The sequence below is a fragment of the Streptomyces sp. NPDC127100 genome, from assembly GCF_042724095.1.
GTDB lineage: Bacteria > Actinomycetota > Actinomycetes > Streptomycetales > Streptomycetaceae > Streptomyces.
In genome coordinates, this window is the sequence record NZ_JBHXFL010000009.1 from 71,834 (window position 1) to 95,951 (window position 24,118).

The window sequence follows — 24,118 nt, forward strand, 5'->3', positions numbered from 1 at the left end:
GTGGTGGACGTAGGGTGCTTGACGGACCGGACGGCGACCCGCCGTAATGACCCCGAGTACCGGCACGCCCCGGAGGAGGACCCGTGGAGCAGAGCACACCCGGCTCCGCCGGGCAGGTCCGGGTGCCCGCCCAGCCCGGCGCCGCGGCCCGGGAACGGGACGGCGCTCCGGACCCGGGCGGGAGCGCGCGCGGCGAGCACACGCACGGCGAACGCCCCCTCGACCGGCCCCGCGCCCTCGTGCGGCGATCCTCCGTGCGCGGGCAGGTCCTCGACGCCCTGCGCGCCGCACTGGCCGCCGGGGAGCTGCGCCCCGGCGAGGTCCACTCGGCCCCCGTGCTCGGCGAACGGTTCGGTGTCTCCGCCACCCCCGTGCGCGAGGCCATGCAGCAGCTCGCGCTGGAGGGCGCCGTCGAGGTCGTCCCCAACCGCGGATTCCGCGTCGTCGAGCGGGGCGCCCGGGAACTGGCCGAGCTCGCCGAGGTCCGGGCCCTGCTCGAGGTCCCGGTCCTGCTGCGGCTGGCCCGCACCGTGCCCGCCGAGCGGTGGGCCCGGCTGCGCCCCGTCGCCGAGGCCACCGTCCGGGCCGCGTCCTCCGGATGCCCGGCGACCTACGCCGAGTCCGACCGCGTCTTCCACCGCGAGCTGCTCGCGCTCGCCGGCAACGACCAGCTCGTCCGGATCGCCGGCGACCTGCACCGCCGCGCCCAGTGGCCGCCGGCCGGCGACCCCGCGACGCGGGGCCGGGCCGACCTGATCGCCGACGCGCACGAGCACACGGCGCTGCTGGACGCGCTGATCGCCGGCGACCAGGACGCGGTGCGGGCCCTGGTGGCGGGACACTTCGCCGCCACCCCCTGAGCCGGGCCCGCCCCCGCGGTCCTCCCGCGACCCGTCACGGGACCTCCTGCGACACCTCCCGGGTCTCCTGCTCCCGCGTGCGCTGCCGCGCCGCCGGCCTCCCGCCGGTCCCGCCCGCGCCGCGCGAGGCGCGCCGCCCGGTCCCGCGGCCGTACAGCTCCACGGCGAGCGGGGCGGCGGTGAACACCGACGAGTACGTTCCGACGACCACGCCGATCAGCAGGGCGACGGCGAAGTCGGTGAGCGAGTCCTGGGCGAGCACCGCCAGCGCGGCGAGGATCAGCACCGCGCCCATGCCGGTGTTGACCGTGCGCGGCAGCGTCTGCAGGATCGCCTGGTTCGCGAGCCGGGCGAACGGTGTCCTGCGGTCCTTCCCGAGCAGTTCGCGGACCCGGTCGAACAGGACCACCGAGTCGTTGACCGAGTAGCCGATGACGGTCAGCAGCGCCGCCAGGAACACCCCGTCGATGGGCTTGCCGAGCCAGGCGAACACCCCGACCAGGATGACCACGTCGTGCGCCAGCGCCCCCACGGCCGCGGTGCCGAACAGCCACCGGAAGCGGGCGGCCAGGTACAGCAGCTGGGCGCCGAGGGCCAGACCCAGGGCGATGAGGGCGTCCCGGCGCAGCTCCTCGCCGAGACTGGGGCCGATCAGCTCGTCGCGGACCTTCTCGGTCTCACCGCCGAGCCCGCCGACCGTCTCGGTGACGGTGGCCGCCTCCGCGTCGGTCAGCTCCTCGGTGCGCACCGTGAGGCCGTTGTCGCCGGAGGACTGCACGACCGCCCGCGGGAAGCCCGCGTCGGCGAGCGCGGTGCGGGCCCGGTCGGGATCGACCTCGGTCGCCGTCGTGTACTCGATGAGCCGTCCGCCGGTGAACTCGATGCCGAAGTCGAGGCCGCGGGCCACGATGCCGGAGCCGGCCAGCACCAGGACGATGCCGGAGGCGGCCAGCCAGCGGCGCGGCCGGCGCATCAGGAAGGGGTCGCGGCGCAGCAGGGCGTCGCGGACCGGGCCGGTGGTGGAGATGCCCGTGAGGTGCGGGCGGCGGCGCACCGACGGGCGGCTCACGGCGAACTCGGCGAGCACCCGGGTGATCACCAGCGCGCTGACCATCGAGGCGAGGACACCGATGCCCAGGGTGACGCCGAAGCCCTTGACCGGACCGGAGGCCAGGAAGAACAGCAGGGCGGCGGCGATGAGCGTGGTGATGTTGGAGTCGGCGATCGCGCTGAAGGCGCTGCGGAAACCGGTCGTCAGCGCCGAACGCGTACTCGGCCGGGTCCGCAGGGCCTGCTCCTCCCGCGCCCGTTCGAACACCAGGACGTTGGCGTCCACCGCCATGCCGATCGCCAGGACGAAACCGGCGAGGCCGGGCAGGGTCAGGGTCGCGCCGACCGCGGCCAGGGCGGCGTAGGAGATGACGCCGTAGCAGAGCAGGGCCAGGGTGGCGAGGACGCCCATGAGCCGGTAGACGACGATGATGAACAGCGCGGTCAGCGCGGTGCCGATGACCGCGGCCCAGGCACCGGCCGAGATGGCCGCGTCGCCGAGGGTGGCGCCGATGGTGCGCTGCTCCACCGTGTCCACCGGCACCGGCAGGGCGCCGCCCTTGACGAGCAGGGCCAGTTCGCGGGCCTCGGCGTCGTCGAAGGAGCCGGTGATCTGCGTCGAGCCGCCGGAGATGCCCGCCCCGCAGGCCACCGAGGGGTCGACCTGCGGCGAGGAGATGATCTTGTCGTCGAGCACGATGGCGACCCGGCGCTGCGGGTCACCGGCCGGGTGACAGGCGGCCTCGCCGGTCACCCGGGCCCACCGGTCGCTGCCCCGGTCCTTGAAGTCCACGGTGACGTGCCAGCCGGCCCCGTTCTGCTGGTCGAACCGGGCGTCCGCGCCCTTGACGTCCTGACCGGTCAGTCCGGCCGGCGCCAGCCGCAGCGACTGGCCGGACTCGTCCGGCAGGACCCGCTCCTTCGAGGCGTCGGCGGGCCGCTCGGTGCCGCCCCCCGGCGTCTCGGCGGCGCCGAGCACCGCGTGGACGGTGAGCTGTGCGGTGCGGCCCAGCACGTCGGCCGCCTTCTCGGGGTCCTGCACACCCGGCAGTTCGACGACGACACGGTTGTCGCCGGAGCGGACGATGCTCGGCTCGGCGACCCCGAGCGCGTCGATCCGGCCGCGCAGCACCTCCACGGTGCGATCGGTGGCCGCGCGGTCGGCCTTGGCGGTGGACGTGGATCTGGTCTCCAGCACGATCTGGGTGCCGCCGCGCAGATCGAGTCCGAGGCGGACCGGCAGGGTCAGGGCGACGGCCACCGACACGGCGATCACGGCCAGGGCGACCAGCGCACGCACGCGGAGCGAACGCGACTGCGCACGGGAACGGGAGCGGGGTCGGGGACGGGAACGTTTCACACGGGCCTCCGGCAGGCACGCCGCGGCGGCGGCCTGCGCGGCCGCGGCGGAAGAAGGAAGGGAAAGCAGGAAGAAGGGGAGCGTCAGGTGCCGGAGGGTGCGGGAGGCGCTCGCCCGCGGTCGTGGCGCGTGCGGCCGGGGGAGACGGCAGGGGAGCCGGGCGCCGCCGGGGTCCGTCGCCCGTGGGCGGCCGGGACGGCGCCGGTCCCGTGTGCGGCGACGGCGAGGTGTTCCGGTACCGGGGGGCGTTCGCCCAGGTGGTCGTGGCGGGGCCTGGCCTGGGTGGCGCAGGTGCCCGGGCAGCCGTCGTCGTCGTGGAACCCGGCGTCCGGGTGGGGGACGGCCGTGACCGAGTGGACCGGGAGCTGCCCGCCGGGTGCGACACGGGCGTCCGGCGCGGGCCACGCCGGGAGAAGGACCAGCAGGACGGCCAGCAGCGCGGTGAACGTCGCCGCGAGCCGTCGGCCGCCGGCGCCGGGACGCGCCGGACGGGCCGGCCGAGCGGCGGGCCCCGGTGCTCCGCCCGCACGCCGCGGGGCGGCCCTCGGCACTCCGCCCGCACGCCGGCCGAGTCCCGGGGAGCGCGCGCCGGACTCCGCGGGCCCGGAGGCGTCCGGGTGCCGGGTCCAGGGTGCGGGGCGCATGCGCCGTCCCCTTTCGTGGTGGGCGCGCGGGGGTGAGCCCGGAGCTCCGGCCGGGGAGTGGGCGGCCAGAGCCCCGGGCGGTCCGGGGGAGGGGGTGGCGGGGGTCAGGGCTCGATGAGCCCGGCGCGGATGGCGTACCGGGTCAGCTCCAGCCGGTCGCGCAGGCCGAGCTTCTGCAGCAGGTTCGCGCGGTGCCGCTGGACGGTCTTGATGCTGATGAAGAGGATCTCGGCGATCTCCTTCGACGAGTGGCCCTCGGCGACGAGCTTGAGGACCTCCTCCTCACGGGGGGTCAGGATGTGGTCGGCGGTCTCCTCGCCGTGCCGGACGCGGTCGAGGTAGTTGCGGATCAGGGCGGTGACCGCGCCGGGGTAGAGGAACGGCTCGTCGCGCATCGCGGCCCGGCAGGCGGCGACCAGGTCGCGGTCGGCGACGGACTTCAGGACGTATCCGCAGGCACCCGACTTCAGTGCCTGGAACAGGTACTGCTCGTTGTCGTGCATCGTCAGCATCAGGATGCGCAGCCCCGGCTTCAGCGCGGACAGCTCCCGTGCCGCCTGGAGACCCGTCAGGCGCGGCATCGCGATGTCCAGCACGGCGAGGTCCACGGCGTGGGCGCGGGCCATGTCGATGGCCTCGGCGCCGTCCCCGGCCTCGGCGACCACTTCGAGGTCCGGCTCCCGGTCGAGGATGAGGCGCACACCCCGGCGTACCAGCGCGTGGTCGTCGGCGAGGAGGATGCGGATCCGGGACGGATCGGCGGCGGGCGGCCCGGACGCGACGGGTGCGGACGCGGCGGGCAGGGACGGGTCGGACATGGTCAGGGCTGCTTCCTGGATGCGGGGACGGGTGCGGTGAGCCGGATCCGGGTGCCGGCCCCGGGTGCCGAGGTGATGTCGAGGCCGGCCCCGATCAGCAGGGCCCGTTCGCGCATGCCGCGGATGCCCGCGCCCTCGCAGGCCGCCTCGATGCCGCGGCCGTCGTCGGCGATCTCGAGGACCACCGCGCCGTCGGCCCGGCCGAGACTCACCTCCAGGCGCTCGGCGTCCGCGTGGCGGGCGGCGTTGGTCAGGCTCTCCTGCGCGACCCGGTAGAGGACCAGCTCCGTCTCGTGGTCCAGGGCGGGCAGGTCGGCCCCGAAACGGCGGGTGACCCGCAGACCGGTGTGGGTGGCGAAGTCGTGCGTGAGCGAGGTCAGCGCGCTGATCAGGCCGAGGTCGTCCAGGACCCCGGGGCGCAGCCGGCGCACCAGGCGGCGGACCTCGTCCAGGCTCTCCCGGGTGATCTCCTGCGCCTGGTGCAGTTCGCCGCGCAGCGGCTCGTCGGCGTCGTCCGCCGCGCGCCCCAGCACCAGCAGGATCGCGGTCATGCTCTGCCCGACCTCGTCGTGCAGCTCCTGCGCGATGCGGCGCCGCTCCGCCTCCTGGGCGAGCAGGACACGGGCGCTGCTGGTGACGCGCTCGTGCTCCAGGCGGTCGAGCATGGCGTTGAAGGTGCGGATCAGCTCGGGGACCTCACCGCCGCCGGACACCGGGAGCCGTTGGCCGGGACGCAGCAGGTCGACCGTGGTCATCAGCTTCGTGAGCCGGTCCAGCGGCGACAGGCCCCAGCGCAGCAGGGCGCCGTTGGCGACCAGCATGACGGTCATGCCGCCCACCAGCACCGCGGCCTCGGTGAGCAGGACCGGTACGGAGACGGTCACCGGGGCCCACAGCAGCAGTGCCGTGGCAAAGCCCAGCACCACCGCGTTGAGCCCGAAGATCCGCCAGAACAGGGACACCGGGAGTACGCCTCCTTCTGCGACGTGGCAAGCCTCTACTTTCGGTCATCGCGCACCCCGGTCGGAGCTGCGGCCCTTGACACGACCGAGCCTGGGCCCAGCCTGCTCCTTCCGAACCGCCGGGTCGATGGGGTCCGACCCCCATTTCCAGAGTGCACCGCACCCATACGGCCGCCCCCGGACGCCGTGGAGTGGATGCTGCGCCCCCGGGCAAATGGGGCCTGCGCCCGATGGGAAACCACCGCCGGTCCGGCCAGGGTTGAGGTTGACCAGGACTTCCTCGAGCCGTCGGCCCCGCCGCGGTCACGAGGAGCAGCCGCACCCGCCGTACTCCCGAGAGAAGGACTCATCGTGTCGCTCGACGCCTCCCGCATCGAACCCCGCCCCGAGCGGCTGACCGCTCACGAGGCCCGCCAGCGCCTCGAGCACGCGCGCAACACCCGCATGACCCAGCTGACGGCCCTCGGCGAGAGCAGCCAGGACGACCAGCTCATGTCCGCGCAGAAGACGGCCATCGAGCGGGTGCTCAAGGAGATCGAGGAGGCCTTCGCGCGCGTCGAGAACGGCACCTACGGCACCTGCCTGGGCTGCACCAAGCCCGTCCCGGGCGAGCGCCTGGAGATCCTCCCCTACACGCGGTACTGCGTCGCCTGCCAGCGCCGCGCCGCCGCCTGAGCACCGTCCGTCCAGTTTTCGTCTCCCGCCCTGCTGAGGGGTGAAGTGGTGAATCAACAGATCATCGGCGACCACGACACGCGTCTGTCGCCCGAGGACCTCGCCGCGCTCCGGGACAGCCTCCTCGAGCAGCGGCTGTTCCGCGAGGAGCAGTTGCGGCAGATCGCGGCCGTCCCGTCCCGCGCCGACGACCGGCTCGAGCGGCGCTCCGCCGCGCAGACCGAGGTGCGGGTCCAGCTCGCGGCCTCCGCGCGCATGGTGCTCGCCGACGTGGAGGCGGCGCTGGACCGCATGGCCGAGGGCCGCTTCGGCTCCTGCCACCTGTGCCGGCGTCCCATCGCCCGCGAGCGTCTGATGATCGTGCCGCAGGCCCGCTACTGCGCGCGCTGCCAGCAGGTGCGGGAGGCCGGACGATGACCGTGGTCCGGCGGCCCCGGGCCGCCCTGTCCCGGCACCGGCCGTGGCCGCTGTGCCGGCAGTGCAGCGGCGTCGCACTCGACATGGGCAGCGCCCGCACCCGTGCCTGGGTCGCCGGGCGGGGCGTGATCCTCGACGTGCCGACGGTGACCTTCCCCGGCGCCGGCGCGGTGTATCCCATCCAGCGCGGCTCCATCGTCGACACCGAGGGCACGGCCCGGATGCTGGACCGGCTGCTCGGCAACCGCCTGCCCCGGTTCACCCGTCCGCTGGTCGTGGTGACCGCGCCCGTCCTGGACGGGTTCGCCTACCGCACCGAGGCCCGTACGGCGGTGGAGGTGCTGCGTCCGCGCAGTGTGCTGACCGTCCCCAGCGCGCGGGCCGTCGCGCTGGCGGCCGGGGCGGACCTGTCCCACCCCCTGCTGGTGGTGGACCTCGGCGCCCATCTCACCGAGGTGGTGCTGCTGGTGGACGGCGCCGTCTTCGACGCGCGCCGTACCGCGCTGGGCACGGGCGACCTGGACGCCGCCACCCCGGCGACGCTGATCGCGGAGGCGGTGGTCGACATGGTGACGTCGATGCTGCGCCAGGACCGCACGTCCCTGACCGTGGACGCCCTGGGCCGGGGACCGCTGCTGGCCGGCGGGGGCGCCCTGCGTCCCGAGATCACCTGCCGGCTCACCGCCCGGCTGCACGCGCCCCTGCGGGCGGTGCCGGCGCCGCACACCGCCGCGGTCCGCGGCGCCGCGAGGCTCCTGGAGGCCGCTCACGCCCACCCGTCCACGGACCCCGGCGCGGGCCCCGACACGGGCTCCGGCACCGGGGCGGACCCGCCGCACTCCTGCACCCACTGACCACGGCCGCGGCCCCGCCGCCGGGGCCGGCCGCGGCGGCGCCCCCGTCCCCCGCCGTCGCGGCCGGCCACCGGCACCCACGGCCCCTCCGGCTGCCCGGACCCTGGAAGGAGGCACACCGTGGCCGGCGACATACCGCAAGCACAGCCACCTCCGGCTCCCGCACCACGACAGCACCAGCACCCCTACCTCCTGCTGTGGCGGTGGCGCCGCAACCCCCTGCGGCGCCGTACCGACCGGACGCAGGGCTGGATCGCGCTCGGACTGCTGCTCGCCGTGCTGGCGGCGGCCCCGGCGGCGATGTTCACGGCAGGCGACGCCGCGTACCGGCACTACCGCGACCTCGCCGCGCACCAGGAGAGCACCCGGGACCACGTCCCCGCCGTCCTCGTCCACGACGCCCCGCGCCACCCGGAACCCGGTTCGGACGAGGCACGGCAGACCCGCTATCCGGCGGAGGTGCGCTTCACCGCCCCGGACGGCGGGACGAGGACCGGGAAGGCCGACGTCGAGCCCGGGCTGCCCGCGGAGAGCACCGTCCTGGTCTGGGTGGACGCGGCGGGAGCGGTCACCGGACCGCCGCTGGACGACGAGCAGATCCGCAGCCGCACCATGGGCTGGGCGATCCTCGCCTTCCTGGGCGTCGTCCTCACCGGCCTCGCCGCGCACGGGGTCACCGGCCTGGTGCTGTACCGGCGCAACCTCGCGGCGTGGGACACGGCGTGGGCGGCGACGTCGCCGCGCTGGAGCAGGTCCCCCTGACCGGACCGGCCGCGCGCCCCGCTGTCGCCGCCCCTCGTCAGGCCGTCGCCGCTCCCGTCGCCGGCGGGGCAAGCTGGCGGGCCAGCCAGGTCGGCACGCCGCCGAGCAGGCGCAGCAGTCGCCGGGCCTCCTCGCGCAGCCGTGACGCCTCCGGCTCGGACTCCGCGTCCGCGAGCGACACCAGCGCCGGGGCCGTACCGACCAGGTACCCGAGCTCCTCGCGGATGCGGAGCGACTCGGCGAAGCCGTGCCGGGCGTCCGCCAGCTCGCCCTCCCTCAGGGCGAGTCCGGCCAGGTGCCGCCAGGTGAAGGACTGCAGCAGCGGGTCGCCCTGCGCGGTCGCCCCCGCGTGCGCCCGCCGGTACGCCGCGCGGGCGGCCTGCGGCGAGCGCGTCAGGTTCTCCGCGACCAGGCCGCGCCGGAAGTCCAGCAGCGCCCGGCCCCGCGCCCCCGGCGCGATCAGCGCAGCCGCCCGGCCCAGCGCGGCCCGCGCCTCGTCGGCCCGGTCGCGCACGCCGTGCACGGTGGCGGCGTAGGCGAGCTGACCGCGCTCACAGGCGGCGGCCCCGCGCTCGTCGTCGGTGTGGGCCAGCGCCTCGGCGGTGCGCAGCGCGTCCTCCGCCTCCGCCCAGCCCTGCTCGGTGTACAGGCACCGCTCCACCAGCAGCGCGGTCCGCTGCAGCGCGGTGGCCGCGGTGACCGGCTGCAGCAGGGCCACCGCGTCGGCCCAGCAGGCGCGCGAGCGCAGCCGCCACACCGCGGTCTGGAGCGGATCGTCACCCTCGGTCGTTCCCCAACCAGAACCAGCCATGGCGGAATGCGCCACGTCGCCCTCCCCAAGCACGCCATCGAGCCGTCGAGTGGTGGCGGCATCTCAGCACGAATCGAGGGGCCCGGCCAAGGGGGTGGGTGAAAGATTTCACAAAGTGGCGGGAGTTTCGGGCGGCCGAGGTGGGGGCGCTCCGCGCCCCGCGCCTCAGCTCATGCGCAGGGCCAGGAAGAAATCGAGCTTGTCCTCGAGGCGCGACAGGTCACGCCCCGTCAACTGCTCGATCCGCCCGACGCGGTAGCGCAGCGTGTTGACGTGCAGGTGGAGCCGGGTGGCACAGCGCGTCCAGGAGCCGTCGCAGTCGAGGAAGGCCTCCAGGGTCGGGATCAGCTCGGCCCGGTGACGGCGGTCGTAGTCCCGCAGCGGGTCCAGCAGCCGGGCCGTGAAGGCGCGGCGCACGTCGTCCGGGACGAAGGGGAGCAGCAGCACGTGCGAGGCCAGTTCCTGGTGGCCGGCCGCGCACACCCGGCCGGGCCTGGCCGCGGCGACCCGCCGTGCGTGCCGGGCCTCCTCCAGCGCACCGCGCAGCCCCTCCGCCGAGTGCACGGCCGCGCTGACGCCCAGCGTGAGCCGCCCGTCGCCGTCCAGTCCCGCCGACAGCGGGTCCCGTACGGACGCCAGCAGCGCGTCGGCGAGGATCCCGGCCTCGGAGCCGTCGTGCTCGCTGGAGACCGCCGGCAGCGGCACCAGCGCGATGGCCTCCTCGCCGGTGTGCGCCACGGCGATGCGGTCGGAGGGCTCGGGCCCCGTCGCCGGCGGGTCGACGAGGATCTCCTCCAGGAGCCGCTGGGCGACCGGCCCGTCCTCGGCCCCGCCGTCCTCCCACTCGACGCGGGCCACCACCACCTGCCAGTGCGGAGCGGCGCCCAGGCCGGGCAGGAGCACCGGCGCCGCGACCCGCAGCCGGGCCGCGATCTCGGCGGGCGCGGCGCCCGTCTGCACCAGTTCCAGCACCTCCTGCGCGAGCCGCCGCCGCACCGTGCGCGCCGCGTCCCGCCGGTCCCGCTCGACCGCTATCAGCTGGGTGACGCCGTACAGCAGGTCGAGCCGCTCCTCGGCCCAGTCCCCGGCGTCCGCCTCCACGGCCAGCAGCCAGTCGGACAGCACGCCTCCGCGCACGTCCGGGGCGGCCTGCGGAGCGCGTCCCGCCCCGGCCACCGGCGGCCGCTGCCCCCAGCCGCGCACGGGGAAGAGGCTGTACGCCGTCCCGCCCACCGTCACCCGGTGCGGCGCCCGGCGGCCCGCGCGGGTCGCGGCCAGGTGCTCCGCCGCCAGCTTCGCGCGCACCTCGGCGGGCAGCGCCGGGCCCGAGTCCTTGGGGTCGGCGACCGGCCGCCCGGTCGGGGACAGCACCCAGGCCCGCAGGTCCAGGTCGGAGCCGAGCAGGTCCAGCACCACGTCGGGGCCGCCGCCCGCGGGCCCGGACGTCATCATGCGCCGGTGGCGGTCCACCACGGCCGCCAGGTCCCCGGCCCGCTCGCCGGACACCTGGCGCACGACGTGCTCGGTGATGGTCGCGAACGCCACCGACTCGTGCACCGCGAACAGCGGCAGCCGGTGCCGCGCGCACGCCGTCACCAGGTCCTCCGGCACACTGCCGAGCTCCGCCTCGCCGGCGGCCAGGGCCACCACCCCGGCCTGCACCAGGATCCGGACGAACGGTTCGGAGTCGGCGGCGTCGCGACGCCAGGCCAGGCCGCTGAGGACCAGCTCCCCGCCCGAGAGGTAGCGGCTGGGGTCCCGCAGGTCGGTGGTCATCACGCCCCGGACGGAGCGTTCCAGCTCGTCCTCGCCGCCGAGCAGCTTGAGGCCCAGCGCGTCGGTGTCCAGCAGTGCGCGCAGCCGCATTCTCGTCGCCGCCGTTCTTTCGTCTCGAGATGTTCGCTTGATCGTGGTGGGTCCGGATCGGGTGACCGGCCGGCGGGCCGGCGAGCGCCGCTCACCCGCTTCCGGGACGTGGTCCAGGTCACGCGGCCGTTCCGCCCGCTTCCGGAGGAAGACGAGGAGGCCACCGAGGACCTCCGTTCATACGAATCTACAAGATGCCTGTCGTGGCCAGCCAACTCCTTCATGGTTTCTGCGACTGACCCAGGTGGAGCACCGGGCGGTGTACTGAGCCCACTCCCCGTGAACAGCACATGAACGAACCGGGCCGCCGCACACCCGACCGGCTCGGGCCGCACAGCACCCCAAGACGATGAAGAGAGCCGGTCATGGACTTCCTTCGCCCCGCCAGCTGGGAGGAGGCGCTCGCCGCGAAGGCCGAGCACCCCACCGCTGTGCCGCTCGCGGGTGGCACCGACGTGATGGTCGAGATCAACTTCGGCCACCGCCGGCCCGAGTACCTCATGGACCTGAACCGCGTCGGCGACCTCTCCGAGTGGGAGGTCCGCGAGGACTCCGTCCGGCTCGGTGCCTCCGTGCCCTACACGAAGATCATGGAGAACCTGCGCGCCGAGCTGCCGGGTCTCGCCCTCGCCTCGCACACGGTCGCCTCCCCGCAGATCCGCAACCGCGGCGGCGTCGGCGGGAACCTCGGCACCGCCTCCCCGGCCGGCGACGCCCACCCGGCGCTGCTCGCCGCGGGCGCCGAGGTCGAGGTCGAGTCGGTGCGCGGCGCCCGCCGCATCCCGATCGACGCGTTCTACACCGGCGTGAAGCGCAACGCGCTGGAGCCCGACGAGCTGATCCGCGCCGTGCACGTCGCGAAGGCCGACGGTCCCCAGCAGTTCTCCAAGGTCGGCACCCGCAACGCCATGGTCATCGCCGTGTGCGCCTTCGGCCTGGCCCTGCACCCCGGAACCCGCACGGTCCGCACCGGCATCGGCTCGGCCGCGCCCACCCCCGTGCGGGCGAGGGCCGCCGAGGACTTCCTGAACGCGGCGCTCGACGAGGGCGGCTTCTGGGACAACGGGAAGATCGTCACGCCGTCGGCCGTCAAGAGGTTCGCGGACCTGTGCTCCGCCGCCTGCGCCCCGATCGACGACGTGCGGGGCACCGCGAGCTACCGCCGCCACGCGGTCGGCGTCATGGCCCGCCGGACGCTCACCTGGACCTGGGAGGCGTACCGAGGCGCCCGCCGCGCCACGGAAGGAGCCGCGTGATGCGCGTCAACCTCACCGTCAACGGACGTCCGCAGGAGGCCGACGACGTCTGGGAGGGCGAGTCCCTGCTGTACGTGCTGCGCGAGCGGCTCGGCCTGGCCGGCTCCAAGAACGCCTGCGAGCAGGGCGAGTGCGGCTCCTGCACGGTCCGCCTGGACGGCGTGCCGGTGTGCGCCTGCCTGGTCGCGGCCGGCCAGGCCGAGGGCCGCGAGGTGGTCACCGTCGAAGGCCTGGCGGACCACGCCCGGCGGCGCGCCGCGCGCCGCGCCGGCGGCGAGGGCACCACGCTCGAGGAGGCCCGGCCCCGGCAGGCCCGGGACCCCGGCCCGCGCAGCGGCGAGGACGGCCCACTGGCCCCGGTCCAGCAGGCGTTCATCGACGCGGGCGCCGTCCAGTGCGGCTTCTGCACCCCGGGCCTGCTCGTCGCCGCCGACGAGATGCTGGAGCGCAACCCGGACCCGGCCGACGCGGACATCCGCGAGGCGCTGTCGGGCAACCTGTGCCGCTGCACGGGCTACGAGACGATCATGGACGCGGTCCGCCTGGCGGCGGCCCGCCGGTCCGAGGGGGCCTGAGCATGACTGCCATCGGCGCACCCACCAGGATCACGCAGGGTTCGCGGACGCGGGGCGGCATCGGCGAGTCCACGCTCCGCCCGGACGGCGTCCTCAAGGTCACCGGAGAGTTCGCGTACGCGTCCGACATGTGGCACGAGGACATGCTCTGGGGCCAGGTCCTGCGCTCCACCGTCGCGCACGCCGAGATCGTCTCCATCGACACCGGCGAGGCCCTCGCCCAAGCCGGCGTCCACGCGGTCATGACCTACGACGACCTGCCGGCCGGCGTGCGGGCCTACGGCCTGGAGATCCGGGACACCCCGGTCCTCGCCCACGGCAAGGTGCGCCACCACGGCGAGCCGGTCGCGATCGTCGCCGCCGACCACCCGGAGACCGCGCGCCGCGCCGCCGCCAGGATCAAGGTCGAGTACCGGGAACTGCCCCTCGTCACCGACGAGGCCTCCGCGACCGCCCCCGACGCGGTCCTCGTCCACGAGGACCGCGACGACCACTACCGCCACCACGTCCCGCACCCGAACATCCTGCACCGCCAGCCGATCGTCCGCGGCGACGCCGGCGCGGCCGCCCGGCGGGCCGACGTGATCGTCACGGGCGACTACCGGTTCGGCATGCAGGACCAGGCCTTCCTCGGCCCGGAGTCCGGCCTCGCGGTACCGGCCGAGGACGGCGGCGTCGACCTCTACGTCGCCACCCAGTGGCTCCACTCCGACCTGCGCCAGATCGCCCCGGTCCTCGGACTGCCCGAGGACAAGGTGCGCATGACGCTGTCCGGCGTCGGCGGCGCCTTCGGCGGGCGCGAGGACCTGTCGATGCAGATCCACGCCTGCCTGCTGGCCCTGCGCACCCGCAGGCCGGTCAAGATCGTCTACAACCGCTTCGAGTCCTTCTTCGGGCACGTGCACCGCCACCCGGCGAAGCTCCACTACGAGCACGGCGCCACCCGGGACGGCCGGCTCACGCACGTGAGGTGCCGCATCGTCCTGGACGGCGGCGCGTACGCCTCCGCCTCGCCGGCGGTCGTCGGCAACGCCTCCTCGCTCGGCGTCGGCCCGTACGCCGTCGACGACGTCGACATCGAGGCCCTCGCCCTCTACACCAACAACCCGCCCTGCGGCGCCATGCGCGGCTTCGGCGCGGTCCAGGCGTGCTTCGCCTACGAGGCGCAGATGGACAAGGTGGCCGCGGAACTCGGCATGGACCCGGTGGAGTTCCGCCGGATCAACGCCATGGAGCAGGGCACCCTCATGCCCACCGGCCAGCGGGTCGACTCCCCGGCGCCGGTCGCCGAACTCCTGCGCCGGGTCGCAGCGATGCCGATGCCGCCGGAGCGCCAGTGGGAGTCCAGCGAGGGCGTCGACGTGCGGCAGCTGCCCGGCGGCCTGTCCAACACCACGCACGGCGAGGACGTCGTGCGGGGCGTCGGGTACGCGGTCGGCATCAAGAACGTCGGCTTCTCCGAGGGCTTCGACGACTACTCCACCGCCAGGGTCCGCATGGAGGTCGTCGGCGGCCGGCCCGTCGTCACCGTGCACACCGCGATGGCGGAGGTCGGCCAGGGCGGTGTCACGGTCCACGCGCAGATCGCCCGCACCGAACTGGGCGTCTCGCAGGTCACCATCCACCCCGCCGACACCCGGGTGGGCTCGGCCGGCTCCACCTCGGCCTCCCGGCAGACCTACGTCACCGGCGGCGCCGTGAGGAACGCCTGCGAGCGGGTCCGCGAGCAGGTCCTGGAGATCGGCCGCCGCAGGTTCGGCCCCTCCCACCCTGCCTGGGCCACCACCGGACTGCTCCTGGAGGGCGGCAAGGTCGTCACCGAAGGCGGCGAGGTCCTCGCCGGCCTCGTGGACGTCCTGGCGGGCGAGGCCGTCGAGGTCGAGGAGGAGTGGCGGCACCGGCCGACCGAGCCCTTCGACCCGCGCACCGGGCAGGGCGACGGCCACGTCCAGTACTCCTTCGCCGCGCACCGCGCCGTCGTCGAGGTCGACACCGGGCTCGGTCTGGTCAAGGTCGTCGAGCTGGCCTGCGCCCAGGACGTCGGCAAGGCCCTCAACCCGCTGTCCGTCATCGGCCAGATCCAGGGCGGCACCGTCCAGGGCCTGGGCATCGCGGTGATGGAGGAGATCGTGGTCGACCCGGAGACGGCCATGGTCGGGAACCCGTCCTTCACGGACTACCTGCTCCCCACGATCCTCGACACGCCGACCATCCCCGTCGACGTGCTCGAACTCGCCGACGACCACGCCCCGTACGGGCTGCGCGGCGTCGGCGAGGCACCCACCCTGTCGTCGACACCGGCGGTCCTCGCGGCCATCCGGAACGCGACCGGGCTGGCGCTCGACCGCACGCCGGTACGACCGGAACACCTCACCGGCACGGCGTGACGAAACCCTCCGGGCGGCGCACGGAACGTCCCGTGTCGCGCGCCGCCCGGAGCACACCCAGGGGCCCGTTCGCTCACGGGCCCCGCGGCACCACACCCATGCGTTCGTCTCGGGCCGTCCCCCGGGTCGTGCACGTCCCACATCCCGCGGCCGCCACGGCGGTCGACGCGGGTGCCCCTTTGAACCTTGGGAGACGACCCCATGACCCAGCAGTCAGTCGAGCCCAGGACCACAGCCGAGGACGCGGGCCAGGGCTCCCGCGTCCCCGCCGGCCGGTCCTGGCTCGACCGCTACTTCCACATAACCCACCGCGGCTCCACGGTGGCGCGCGAGGTGCGCGGCGGCATCACCACCTTCATGGCGATGGCCTACATCGTCCTGCTCAACCCCGTGATCCTTTCCGGCAAGGACGCCGCGGGGGACACCCTGGGCCAGAAGGCCCTGATCACCGCGACGGCGCTCGCCGCGGCGGTCACCACGCTCCTCATGGGCTTCGTCGGCAGGGTGCCGCTCGCCCTGGCCGCCGGGCTCTCGGTGTCCGGCGTGATCGCGGGGCAGGTCGCCCCCCAGATGACCTGGCCGCAGGCCATGGGCATGTGTGTGATGTACGGCGTGGTGATCATGCTGCTCGTGGTGACCGGGCTGCGCGAGATGATCATGAACGCGATCCCGCTCGCCCTCAAGCACGGCATCACCATGGGCATCGGCCTGTTCATCGCCATCATCGGCCTGGTGAAGGGCGGGTTCGTGCACAAGGGCGAGGCCACCCCGCTCACCCTCGGTCCCGCCGGTGAGCTCGCGGGCTGGCCCGTCCTGCTGTTCGCGTGCACCCTGCTCCTGATCTTCATGCTCCAGGCGCGCAACATGCCCGGGGCCATCCTGATCGGCATCGTCACCGGCACGGTCGTGGCGGCGATCCTGAACGCCACCGGGGTCATCGACCCCGGGCAGTGGGCCAACGGGGCCCCCGAACTGCACGGCAGCGCGGTCTCCATGCCCGACTTCTCGCTCTTCGGCGGCCTGGAGTTCGGGGGCTGGGGCGAGGTGGGCGCGATGACCGTCGGCATGATCGTCTTCACGCTGGTGCTGGCCGGGTTCTTCGACGCGATGGCCACCATCATCGGCGTCGGCACCGAGGCCGGGCTCGCCGACGACAAGGGCCGCATGCCGGGTCTGTCGAAGGCGCTGTTCATCGACGGTGCCGGCGGTGCCATCGGCGGCGTGGCGGGCGGCAGCGGCCAGACCGTCTTCGTCGAGTCCGCGACCGGCGTCGGGGAAGGCGCCCGCACCGGTCTCGCCTCGGTCGTCACCGGCGCGTTCTTCGCGGCCTGCCTCTTCTTCACGCCGATCACCGCGATCGTCCCGCAGGAGGTGGCCTCGGCCGCGCTGGTCGTCATCGGCGCGATGATGATGATGAACGCCCGGCACGTGGACTGGGCCGACCGGGGCACCGCGATCCCGGTCTTCCTGACCGTCGTCCTGATGCCGTTCACGTACTCCATCACGGCGGGTGTCGCCGCCGGTGTCATCTCCTACGTCGCCATCAAGGCCGCGCAGGGCAGGGCCCGGGAGATCGGCGTGTTCATGTGGGCCCTGACGGTGATCTTCGTCGTCTACTTCGCCCTCAATCCCATCGAGAGCTGGATGGGCGTGCACTAGCCGGTCCCGGGGGAACCCCTTCCGTATCACCGCGGGCAAGGAGACCGACCATGCTGGACATCGCCGAAGAGCTGCACCGGTGGGTCGGGCAGGGGCGCGACGTCGCCGTGGCCACCGTCGTGGCCGTCGGCGGCAGTGCCCCCCGTCCGCCCGGCGCCGCCCTCGCGGTGGACGCCGGGGGGACGGTGATCGGCTCGGTCTCGGGCGGCTGTGTGGAGGGGGCCGTGTACGAGCTGTGCCGGCAGGCGCTGGAGGACGGCCGGGCCGTCCTGCAGCGCTTCGGCTTCAGCGACGAGGACGCCTTCGCCGTGGGCCTGACCTGCGGCGGAGTCATCGACGTCCTGGTGACACCGGTACGGGCGGACGACCCCGCCCGGCCGGCCGTCGCCGCCGCCCTCGCCTGTGCCGCGCGGAGGGAGGCGGCGGCGCTGGCGCGGATCGTGAAGGGCCCGGCGCACCTGACGGGCCGCGCCCTGGCCGTCCGCCCGGACGGCTCCCGCACCGGCGGCTTCGGTGCGCACCCCGAGCTGGACCGCACGGTGGCCGCCGAGGCGGGCGCCTTCCTGGACGCCGGCCGCACGGGCACGCTGGAGCTGGGCGAGGAGGGCTCGCGCTGCGGAGCTCCGCTGACGGTGCTCATCGAGACCTCCGTCCCGCCACCCCGCATGATCGTCTTCGGTGCGATCGACTTCGCCTCGGCCCTGGCCCGCGCCGGGAAGTTCCTCGGCTACCACGTGACGGTGTGCGACGCCCGCCCCGTCTTCGCGACGCGGGCCCGCTTCCCGGACGCGGACGAGATCGTCGTCGAGTGGCCCCACGAGTACCTGCGACGCACGGACACCGACACCCGCACCGTGCTGTGCGTCCTGACCCACGACGCCAAGTTCGACGTACCGCTCCTCGAACTGGCCCTGCGTCTGCCGGTCGCCTACGTCGGGGCGATGGGCTCGCGCCGCACCCACCTGGACCGCGAGGAGCGCCTGCGCGAGGCCGGCGTCACGGACCGTGAGCTGGCCGGCCTCAGGTCCCCGATCGGCCTGGACCTCGGCGCCCGCACGCCCGAGGAGACGGCCCTGTCGATCGCGGCGGAGATCGTCGCCGCCCGGCGCGGCGGCAGCGGCGCACCGCTGGCCGGCGCCCGCACCCCGATCCACCACGACGCCCCGGTCCCGGCCGGACGGGCCGGCGCACACCCCGTCACGGCTGCCTGAGCAGCCGGTTCACCGCCCGTCCGAACACGTACCGCCCCGACCGGCCCAGCACCGCGTCGAAGGGGGACGGCAGCAGCCGGACGCGCAGCTCCTCGCGCCAGACGACGCGGGCCCGGCCGCCGGGGCCCGGCCGGACCTCGATCTCCGCCCAGCCCCTGACCAGCCGGCCCCGTTTCTCCAGCCGGCACCGGCCGGGCCCGCCGTCCCGCGGCGGCTGCCAGGCGGTCACCTCCATCGCGTCGTCGAAGGCGAACGGGCCGACCCCCGAGCGGGCGACGACCACCGTGCCCACCCCGGTGGGCGGGGGAGTGGGCACGGTGACGCGGGTCAGCGGCACCGCGTCGCCGTGCCGGTGCCACGCGGTGAGCCGGCGCCATGCCTCCTCGGGGGAGAGCGGCGCGGTGCGTTCGAGCGAGAAGACGGCCACGCGACGATCGTAGGCAGGGGAGTCGCCCGAGCCCCAGAGGGTGTCGTCCGGTCGTGCCGCGGACCCCGCTCCCCGGCGCCGACCAGGAACCGCCGGTTTCCCGCGACCTGACCCGGACGCTAGCGGTAGACCCGGCCCGGCTCGGCCTTCCCCGGCGCCAGCAGCTGCGGCACCGTCACGAAGACGTAGCCCCGCGCCTTGAGCGCGTCGATGATGCCCGGCACGGCGGGCACGGTGCCGTCGTAGATGTCGTGCAGCAGGATGATGCCGTCCCGGGACGACTGGTCCAGGACCCGCTCGGTGATCAGGTCGGAGTCGTCCGTCGTGTAGTCCTTGGCCGTCACGCTCCACAGCACCTCCGCCAGGCCCAGCTCGCGGCAGATGTCGTGCACGGTGTCGTCCGTGCGGCCCTGCGGCGGGCGCATCAGCGTGGGGCGCCGGCCGGTCAGGCGCTCTATCTCCTTGTTGGGGCGCTCCAGCTCGTCGCGTATCTCGTCCGGATCGGCGTCCGTGAGTATGCGGTGGGTCCAGGTATGGCTGGCCACCTCGTGCCCCTCGGCGGCCATGCGCCGCACCAGCTCCGGATACGTGTCGATGTGCCGCTTGCCGAGCAGGAAGAAGGTCGCCGGGACCTGCTTCTCCTTGAGTATGTCGAGCAGCCGGGCGGAGTTCTCGCTCGGCCCGGCGTCGAAGGTCAGCGCGATGCACTTGGCCCGGCGGCAGTCGACGGTGCCGAATCCGGCCGCCCGTGCCTGGGCCCCGGCCGCGCCCCGGACGGAGCTGGGGGAGGCCGTCTCGAGCTTCGTGCAGCCGGACAGTGCCAGTGTCAGCGAGGCGGCCGCCGCGAGAATCGCGGCTCCGCGCAACCTGGTCCCCGTTTTTGTCATCTTCCCGGTCAGCGAAGGCATGCGAGGACTATACACAGCGTGTATATACGTGGTTTATAGTGTCTTCTCGCCTGTTTGTTCGAGGTAGTGGGCGGTTTGTCCGGGTTACTCAGCCGGCACGTACGTGTCGGCGAGAGTGAGGAGAGACCCGTGAGCGAGAGCCCCGTGAGCGGACGCGCCTGGCGCCGGGCCCTGGTGACCGGCGGCGCCGGATTCGTCGGATCCCACCTGTGCGGCCGGCTGCTGGACGCCGGCACCGACGTCGTCTGCCTCGACAACCTGGCCACCGGCTCCCGCGGCAACGTGGCCGACCTGGAGCGGCGCCGCGGCTTCCGCTTCGTCCGGGCCGACGCGACCGACCCGGCGGCCCTGCGCGGGCTGCCCGGCCGCTTCGACCTCGTGCTGCACTTCGCCTGCCCCGCCTCGCCCGCCGACTACCTCCGCCTGCCCCTGGAGACCCTCGACGTCGGCAGTACCGGCACCCGCAACGCCCTGGAGCGGGCCCGTACCGACGGCGCCCGCTTCCTGCTCGCCTCGACCTCCGAGGTCTACGGCGATCCGCTCGAACACCCCCAGCGCGAGAGCTACTGGGGCAACGTCAACCCCGTCGGACCGCGCAGCGTCTACGACGAGTCCAAGCGCTTCGCCGAGGCCCTGGTCACCGCCCACCGCCAGGTGCACGGCACCGACACCGCCATCGTCCGCATCTTCAACACGTACGGCCCCCGCATGCGCACCGGCGACGGCCGCGCCGTGCCGACCTTCATCGCGCAGGCCCTGGACGGCATGCCCCTCACGGTCGCCGGGGACGGCGGCCAGACGCGCTCCCTGTGCTACGTCGACGACACCGTCGCCGGCGTCCTCGCCCTCGCCGCCTCCGGGGAGAGCGGCCCCATGAACATCGGCGGCTCCGACGAGATCACGATGCTGGAGCTGGCCCGGCACGTCATCGGACTCACCGGGTCCGGCTCCCGCATCCGCTTCGTCGAACGCCCCGTCGACGACCCCGGCCGGCGCAGGCCCGACACCACCCTCGCCCGGGAGCGGCTGGGCTGGCGGCCGCGGGTCGGCTGGAGCGAGGGGCTGGAGCGCACCATCGGCTGGTTCGCGCACTCCGTCGCCGCCTGAGGGCTGTCGTCCGGATCGGACCAGGGCCGGGCGCGGACCGGGCGCCGACCGGGCTCGACCGGGTGCGGGCCGCGTGCGGGTCAGGCGCGGCCCGACACCGTCACCATGCGTGAAATGTCCGTTCCTATCCGGAATTGAGTTGTCTCTAAGTGTTTGAGGCAGTTGTCCCGCGGCACCCGCGACGCCAGACAGACCTCAGCAGTAACCCGGGACGGAGCACACCCCATGCGCATCCTTGGTATCAACGCCCTGTTCCACGACCCGGCCGCCGCTCTCGTCGTCGACGGCCGGACCGTTGCGGCCGCCGAGGAAGAGCGCTTCAGCCGCCGCAAGCACGGCAAGCGCCCGGTGCCCTTCTCCGCCTGGGAGGTTCCGGAGCTGTCGGCGCGGTGGTGCCTGGAGCACGCCGGGGTACGGCCCGGGGAACTCGACGCCGTCGCGTACTCCTTCGACCCGCGGCTCGCCCGGCCCGCCCGCGACATGGGCCTGGACGACCCCTGGGACCCGCTGCGGCTCGAGTACGCCCGCCGCGCCCCCGAGTTCCTCGCCGACGCGCTGCCCGGGCTCGACCCCGACCGGGTCGTCTTCGTCCCGCACCACGTGGCGCACGCCGCCTCCGCAGGACCGGCCTCACCGCACCCCGACAACGACGTCCTCGTCCTCGACGGGCGCGGCGAGTCCGCCTCCCACCTGGCGGGCCGCTACCGCGACGGCAAGCTCGACACCCTCGCCACCCAGGCGCTGCCGCACTCACTGGGCCTGGTCTACGAGGAACTGACCGAGCACCTCGGCTTCCTGCGCAGCAGCGACGAGTACAAGGTGATGGCCTTGGCCTCCTACGGCACCCCCCGCCACCTCGACCGGCTGCGGGAGCACGTCCACGCCACCGGCGACGGCGGCTTCCGTGCCCACGGCGTCGACTGGGCGGCCCTCGCCCCGGCCCGCGCCCCGGGCGAGGACTGGACGAGGGACCACGCCGACCTCGCCGCCAGTACGCAGGCCGTGCTGGAGGAACTGCTCCTCGATCTCGTCCACTGGCTGCACCGCGAGGCCGGGGGAGAGGCGCTGACCATGGCGGGCGGCGTCGCCCTCAACTGCGTCGCCAACTCGGCGATCGCCGTCCGCGGCCCCTACCGGCACGTGTGGGTGCAGCCCGCCGCCGGCGACGCCGGCACGGCCCTCGGCGGTGCCCTGCACGTGGCCGCCGCACAGGAGGGCACCGCGCCCGAGCCGATGCCCGGCGCCGACCTCGGCCGCGGCTGGAGCGACGAGGAGATCCGCGCCTGGCTGGAGACCGCCGCGATCCCCTACGAGGAACCGGACGACATCGCCGAGACGGTCGCCGAGGAACTGGCCCGCGACGGTGTCGTCGCCTGGTTCCAGGGCCGCAGCGAGTTCGGTCCGCGCGCCCTCGGCCACCGCTCGCTGCTCGCCCACCCGGGCCGCGCGGAGAACCTGGAGCGGCTCAACCACGTCAAGGGCCGCGAGGAGTTCCGTCCCGTCGCGCCGATGGTCCTGGCCGACCGCGCCGCCGAGCTCTTCACCGGGCCGGTCCCCAGCCCGTACATGCTCTTCGTGCACGACGTCGCACCCGCGTGGCGCGACCGGATCCCGGCCGTCGTGCACGTCGACGGCACCGCCCGCATCCAGACCGTCGAGGAGCGCCGCGAGCCGCTCGTGGCGCGCATGCTGACCTCCTTCGAGAGGCGCACCGGGCTGCCCGTCGTCGTCAACACCAGCCTCAACACCGCCGGACGGCCCATGGTCGACGACCCGCGCGACGCGCTGGAGTGCTTCGGTTCCGCACCCGTGGACCTGCTCGCCATCGGCCCGTTCGCGGTGCGCCGGGGGAGGGTCTTCGCATGACCGGCGCACCTTTGACCGGCTACGCCGTCGTCGTCCCCACGCTCGCCCGCGACACGCTGAGCGACTGCCTGGCCGCGCTGGCCGCGGCGCACGGGCCCCGCCCCGACGAGATCGTCCTCGTCGACGACCGGCCCGAACCCGACGCCGACCCGGCGGCGCTGGAGCACGCCCTGAGCGTCCTCGGCGACCTGCGGGAACGCACCGTCGTGCTGCGCAGCGGGGGCCGGGGCCCCGCCGCCGCCCGCAACACCGGCATCCGCGCGGTCACCTCGCCGTGGACCGCCTTCCTCGACGACGACGTCCAGGTCGGCCCGCACTGGTGCGACCAGCTGGTCGAGGACCTCGCCGAGGCCGCCCCCGACACCGGCGCCGTCCAGGGCGTCATCGCCGTCCCCCTGCCCGGCGAACGCCGCCCCACCGACTGGGAGCGAGGCACCGCCGGGCTCGCCCGGGCCCGCTGGATCACCGCCGACATGGCCTACCGCACCGACGTGCTCAAGGAGGTCCGCGGCTTCGACGAACGCTTCCCGCGCGCCTTCCGCGAGGACGCCGACCTCGCGCTGCGCGTCCTCGACGCCGGCTGGCGCATCCGGCTGGGCCGCCGCACCACCCGCCACCCGGTGCGGCCCGCCTCCCGCTGGGTGTCCCTCGGCCAGCAGCGCGGCAACGCCGACGACGCCCTGATGCGGCGCCTGCACGGCCCCGACTGGTGGTCCAAGGCGGTCGCCCCCCGGGGACGGATCCGCCGCCACGCCGCGATCACCGCCGCCGGCGCCGCCGCCCTCCTCCTCGCGGCCGCCGGACGCCCCCGGGCCGCCGCGCTCGCCGGGCTCGGCTGGGCCGCGGGCACCGCCGAGTTCGCCTGGGCCCGCATCGCCCCCGGACCGCGCACCCGCCACGAGGTGACGACCATGCTGGTCACCAGCGCCCTCATCCCGCCCGCCGCGACCTGGCACCGGCTGAGCGGCCTGTGGCGGCACCGCGGTGCCCGCGCCTGGCGGGAGGTGGCCGCATGAGTCCCGTGAAGGCAGTGCTCTTCGACCGCGACGGCACCCTCGTCCACGACGTCCCGTACAACGGCGACCCCGAACGGGTCCGCCCCGTCGACGGCGCCCGCGAGGCGGTCGCGCTGCTGCGCGCGCACGGCATCGGCGCCGGCGTCGTCACCAACCAGTCCGGCGTCGCCCGCGGCCTGATCAGCGACACCGACGTCCGCCGCGTCAACCGGCGGGTCGACGAGCTGATCGGCCCCTTCGACGTCTGGGCGGTCTGCCCGCACGGCCCCGACGACGGCTGCCGCTGCCGCAAACCGCGGCCGGGCCTCGTCCTGTGGGCGGCCGGACGCCTCTGCGCCGCGCCCGCCGACTGCGTGGTCGTCGGCGACATAGGCGCCGACGTCCAGGCCGCGGAACGGGCGGGAGCCCACGGCGTCCTCGTCCCGAACGAACGGACCCGCCCCGAGGAGACGGCCGCCGCGCGCCACGTCGCCCCCGACGTCCTGACCGCCGTACGCGCGCTGGTCACCGGCCTGCCGGAGGGCCGGATCCTGGCGGACGAACGGCCCGTCGGGGCGGCGTTCGACCCGGGCGGCGGCACCGCGGGTCCCACCACGGCGGACCCCGCCGGTCCCGCGGCGGCAGGCA

Annotated in this window: 21 protein-coding genes and 1 pseudogene; 14 read left to right on the top strand and 8 right to left on the bottom strand. The window is 74.8% G+C overall.

The features are described 5' to 3' along the window. The first annotated feature begins 83 nt into the window (after positions 1-83). Positions 84-860, top strand: coding sequence for a GntR family transcriptional regulator (locus tag ACFWJB_RS12285; protein ID WP_385459617.1), 777 nt, complete (start codon positions 84-86; stop codon positions 858-860). A gap of 34 nt (positions 861-894) precedes the next feature. On the opposite strand, the gene secD is transcribed toward ACFWJB_RS12285, so the two are convergent. From secD to ACFWJB_RS12305, 4 genes are all read right to left on the bottom strand, one after another. Continuing rightward, positions 895-3,270, bottom strand: coding sequence for a protein translocase subunit SecD (secD, locus tag ACFWJB_RS12290; RefSeq protein WP_386921976.1), 2,376 nt, complete (start codon positions 3,268-3,270; stop codon positions 895-897). A gap of 83 nt (positions 3,271-3,353) precedes the next feature. Beyond that, positions 3,354-3,914, bottom strand: a complete 561-nt coding sequence (locus ACFWJB_RS12295) for a hypothetical protein (protein WP_386921978.1) — start codon at positions 3,912-3,914, stop codon at positions 3,354-3,356. Positions 3,915-4,018: 104 nt separating this feature from the next. Continuing rightward, complete coding sequence (locus ACFWJB_RS12300) at positions 4,019-4,732, bottom strand: response regulator (RefSeq protein ID WP_385459611.1); 714 nt, start codon at positions 4,730-4,732, stop codon at positions 4,019-4,021. Positions 4,733-4,734: 2 nt separating this feature from the next. After that, positions 4,735-5,694 (bottom strand): HAMP domain-containing sensor histidine kinase, encoded by a 960-nt coding sequence (locus tag ACFWJB_RS12305; RefSeq protein ID WP_386921981.1) that lies wholly within the window; start codon positions 5,692-5,694, stop codon positions 4,735-4,737. Positions 5,695-6,045: 351 nt separating this feature from the next. Here ACFWJB_RS12305 and ACFWJB_RS12310 point away from each other — a divergent pair, with 351 nt between their 5' ends. The 4 genes from ACFWJB_RS12310 (at position 6,046) to ACFWJB_RS12325 (ending at position 8,402) form a co-directional block, all read left to right on the top strand. Next, positions 6,046-6,369: a TraR/DksA C4-type zinc finger protein gene (locus ACFWJB_RS12310; RefSeq protein WP_385459607.1), complete on the top strand. Its 324-nt coding sequence runs from the start codon at positions 6,046-6,048 to the stop codon at positions 6,367-6,369. Positions 6,370-6,414: 45 nt separating this feature from the next. Further along, entirely contained in the window at positions 6,415-6,786 is a 372-nt protein-coding gene (locus ACFWJB_RS12315; protein WP_385459605.1) for a TraR/DksA family transcriptional regulator, read from the top strand. Then, positions 6,783-7,640, top strand: a complete 858-nt coding sequence (locus ACFWJB_RS12320) for a rod shape-determining protein (protein WP_385459603.1) — start codon at positions 6,783-6,785, stop codon at positions 7,638-7,640. Before ACFWJB_RS12315 ends, ACFWJB_RS12320 begins: the two co-directional genes overlap by 4 nt. 120 nt (positions 7,641-7,760) lie before the next feature. Then, positions 7,761-8,402: a hypothetical protein gene (locus tag ACFWJB_RS12325; protein ID WP_385459601.1), complete on the top strand. Its 642-nt coding sequence runs from the start codon at positions 7,761-7,763 to the stop codon at positions 8,400-8,402. Between the two features lie 37 nt (positions 8,403-8,439). Here the strand turns inward: ACFWJB_RS12325 and ACFWJB_RS12330 are convergent, their stop codons facing one another. Both ACFWJB_RS12330 and ACFWJB_RS12335 read right to left on the bottom strand, forming a co-directional pair. Then, complete coding sequence (locus ACFWJB_RS12330) at positions 8,440-9,213, bottom strand: hypothetical protein (RefSeq protein WP_385459599.1); 774 nt, start codon at positions 9,211-9,213, stop codon at positions 8,440-8,442. Positions 9,214-9,378: 165 nt separating this feature from the next. After that, positions 9,379-11,079: a PucR family transcriptional regulator gene (locus tag ACFWJB_RS12335; RefSeq protein WP_385459597.1), complete on the bottom strand. Its 1,701-nt coding sequence runs from the start codon at positions 11,077-11,079 to the stop codon at positions 9,379-9,381. A 365-nt stretch (positions 11,080-11,444) separates the two neighbouring features. On the opposite strand from ACFWJB_RS12335, the gene ACFWJB_RS12340 reads away from it, so the two are divergent. The 5 genes from ACFWJB_RS12340 to ACFWJB_RS12360 all read left to right on the top strand — a co-directional run bounded on the left by ACFWJB_RS12340 (position 11,445) and on the right by ACFWJB_RS12360 (position 18,167). Beyond that, complete coding sequence (locus ACFWJB_RS12340) at positions 11,445-12,335, top strand: FAD binding domain-containing protein (RefSeq protein WP_385459595.1); 891 nt, start codon at positions 11,445-11,447, stop codon at positions 12,333-12,335. Then, positions 12,335-12,910 carry a (2Fe-2S)-binding protein gene (locus ACFWJB_RS12345; RefSeq protein WP_385459593.1) on the top strand — a complete coding sequence of 192 codons (576 nt, stop codon included), beginning with the start codon at positions 12,335-12,337 and terminating at the stop codon, positions 12,908-12,910. Before ACFWJB_RS12340 ends, ACFWJB_RS12345 begins: the two co-directional genes overlap by 1 nt. A gap of 2 nt (positions 12,911-12,912) precedes the next feature. Continuing rightward, a complete protein-coding gene (locus ACFWJB_RS12350; protein WP_386921985.1) occupies positions 12,913-15,297 on the top strand; it encodes a xanthine dehydrogenase family protein molybdopterin-binding subunit in 2,385 nt (794 codons plus the stop codon). 201 nt (positions 15,298-15,498) lie between these two features. After that, positions 15,499-16,956, top strand: coding sequence for an NCS2 family permease (locus ACFWJB_RS12355; RefSeq protein WP_386921987.1), 1,458 nt, complete (start codon positions 15,499-15,501; stop codon positions 16,954-16,956). A gap of 50 nt (positions 16,957-17,006) precedes the next feature. After that, entirely contained in the window at positions 17,007-18,167 is a 1,161-nt protein-coding gene (locus ACFWJB_RS12360) for an XdhC family protein (protein ID WP_386921989.1), read from the top strand. Here the strand turns inward: ACFWJB_RS12360 and ACFWJB_RS12365 are convergent. Both ACFWJB_RS12365 and ACFWJB_RS12370 read right to left on the bottom strand, forming a co-directional pair. Continuing rightward, entirely contained in the window at positions 18,154-18,594 is a 441-nt protein-coding gene (locus ACFWJB_RS12365; protein ID WP_385459587.1) for an SRPBCC family protein, read from the bottom strand. The two genes, ACFWJB_RS12360 and ACFWJB_RS12365, sit on opposite strands and share 14 nt — an antisense overlap. A gap of 119 nt (positions 18,595-18,713) precedes the next feature. Then, entirely contained in the window at positions 18,714-19,502 is a 789-nt protein-coding gene (locus ACFWJB_RS12370; RefSeq protein ID WP_386921991.1) for a polysaccharide deacetylase family protein, read from the bottom strand. Between the two features lie 144 nt (positions 19,503-19,646). Between ACFWJB_RS12370 and ACFWJB_RS12375 the strand changes: the two genes are divergently transcribed. The 4 genes and pseudogenes from ACFWJB_RS12375 to ACFWJB_RS12390 all read left to right on the top strand — a co-directional run. After that, entirely contained in the window at positions 19,647-20,609 is a 963-nt protein-coding gene (locus ACFWJB_RS12375; protein ID WP_386922091.1) for an NAD-dependent epimerase/dehydratase family protein, read from the top strand. Positions 20,610-20,834: 225 nt separating this feature from the next. Continuing rightward, entirely contained in the window at positions 20,835-22,475 is a 1,641-nt protein-coding gene (locus ACFWJB_RS12380) for a carbamoyltransferase (RefSeq protein ID WP_385459583.1), read from the top strand. Then, the gene (locus ACFWJB_RS12385) at positions 22,472-23,491 is read left to right on the top strand and encodes a glycosyltransferase (RefSeq protein ID WP_386921993.1); all 1,020 of its coding nucleotides are present in this window, start codon (positions 22,472-22,474) and stop codon (positions 23,489-23,491) included. The genes ACFWJB_RS12380 and ACFWJB_RS12385 overlap by 4 nt, the downstream gene beginning before the upstream one ends. After that, positions 23,488-24,061, top strand: a pseudogene (locus ACFWJB_RS12390) (D-glycero-alpha-D-manno-heptose-1,7-bisphosphate 7-phosphatase); the annotation flags it as partial. The gene ACFWJB_RS12385 and the pseudogene ACFWJB_RS12390, both read left to right, overlap by 4 nt. Between the last annotated feature and the right edge of the window lie 57 nt (positions 24,062-24,118).

Coding starts and splice junctions, on each gene's coding strand:
- ACFWJB_RS12350 (WP_386921985.1), top strand. CDS start 12,913: ATGACTGCCATCGGCGCACCCACCAGGATCACGCAGGGTTCGCGGACG.
- ACFWJB_RS12355 (WP_386921987.1), top strand. CDS start 15,499: ATGACCCAGCAGTCAGTCGAGCCCAGGACCACAGCCGAGGACGCGGGC.
- ACFWJB_RS12340 (WP_385459595.1), top strand. CDS start 11,445: ATGGACTTCCTTCGCCCCGCCAGCTGGGAGGAGGCGCTCGCCGCGAAG.
- ACFWJB_RS12330 (WP_385459599.1), bottom strand. CDS start 9,213: ATGGCTGGTTCTGGTTGGGGAACGACCGAGGGTGACGATCCGCTCCAG.
- ACFWJB_RS12300 (WP_385459611.1), bottom strand. CDS start 4,732: ATGTCCGACCCGTCCCTGCCCGCCGCGTCCGCACCCGTCGCGTCCGGG.
- ACFWJB_RS12370 (WP_386921991.1), bottom strand. CDS start 19,502: ATGCCTTCGCTGACCGGGAAGATGACAAAAACGGGGACCAGGTTGCGC.
- ACFWJB_RS12385 (WP_386921993.1), top strand. CDS start 22,472: ATGACCGGCGCACCTTTGACCGGCTACGCCGTCGTCGTCCCCACGCTC.
- ACFWJB_RS12335 (WP_385459597.1), bottom strand. CDS start 11,079: ATGCGGCTGCGCGCACTGCTGGACACCGACGCGCTGGGCCTCAAGCTG.
- ACFWJB_RS12345 (WP_385459593.1), top strand. CDS start 12,335: ATGCGCGTCAACCTCACCGTCAACGGACGTCCGCAGGAGGCCGACGAC.
- ACFWJB_RS12360 (WP_386921989.1), top strand. CDS start 17,007: ATGCTGGACATCGCCGAAGAGCTGCACCGGTGGGTCGGGCAGGGGCGC.
- ACFWJB_RS12380 (WP_385459583.1), top strand. CDS start 20,835: ATGCGCATCCTTGGTATCAACGCCCTGTTCCACGACCCGGCCGCCGCT.
- ACFWJB_RS12320 (WP_385459603.1), top strand. CDS start 6,783: ATGACCGTGGTCCGGCGGCCCCGGGCCGCCCTGTCCCGGCACCGGCCG.
- ACFWJB_RS12295 (WP_386921978.1), bottom strand. CDS start 3,914: ATGCGCCCCGCACCCTGGACCCGGCACCCGGACGCCTCCGGGCCCGCG.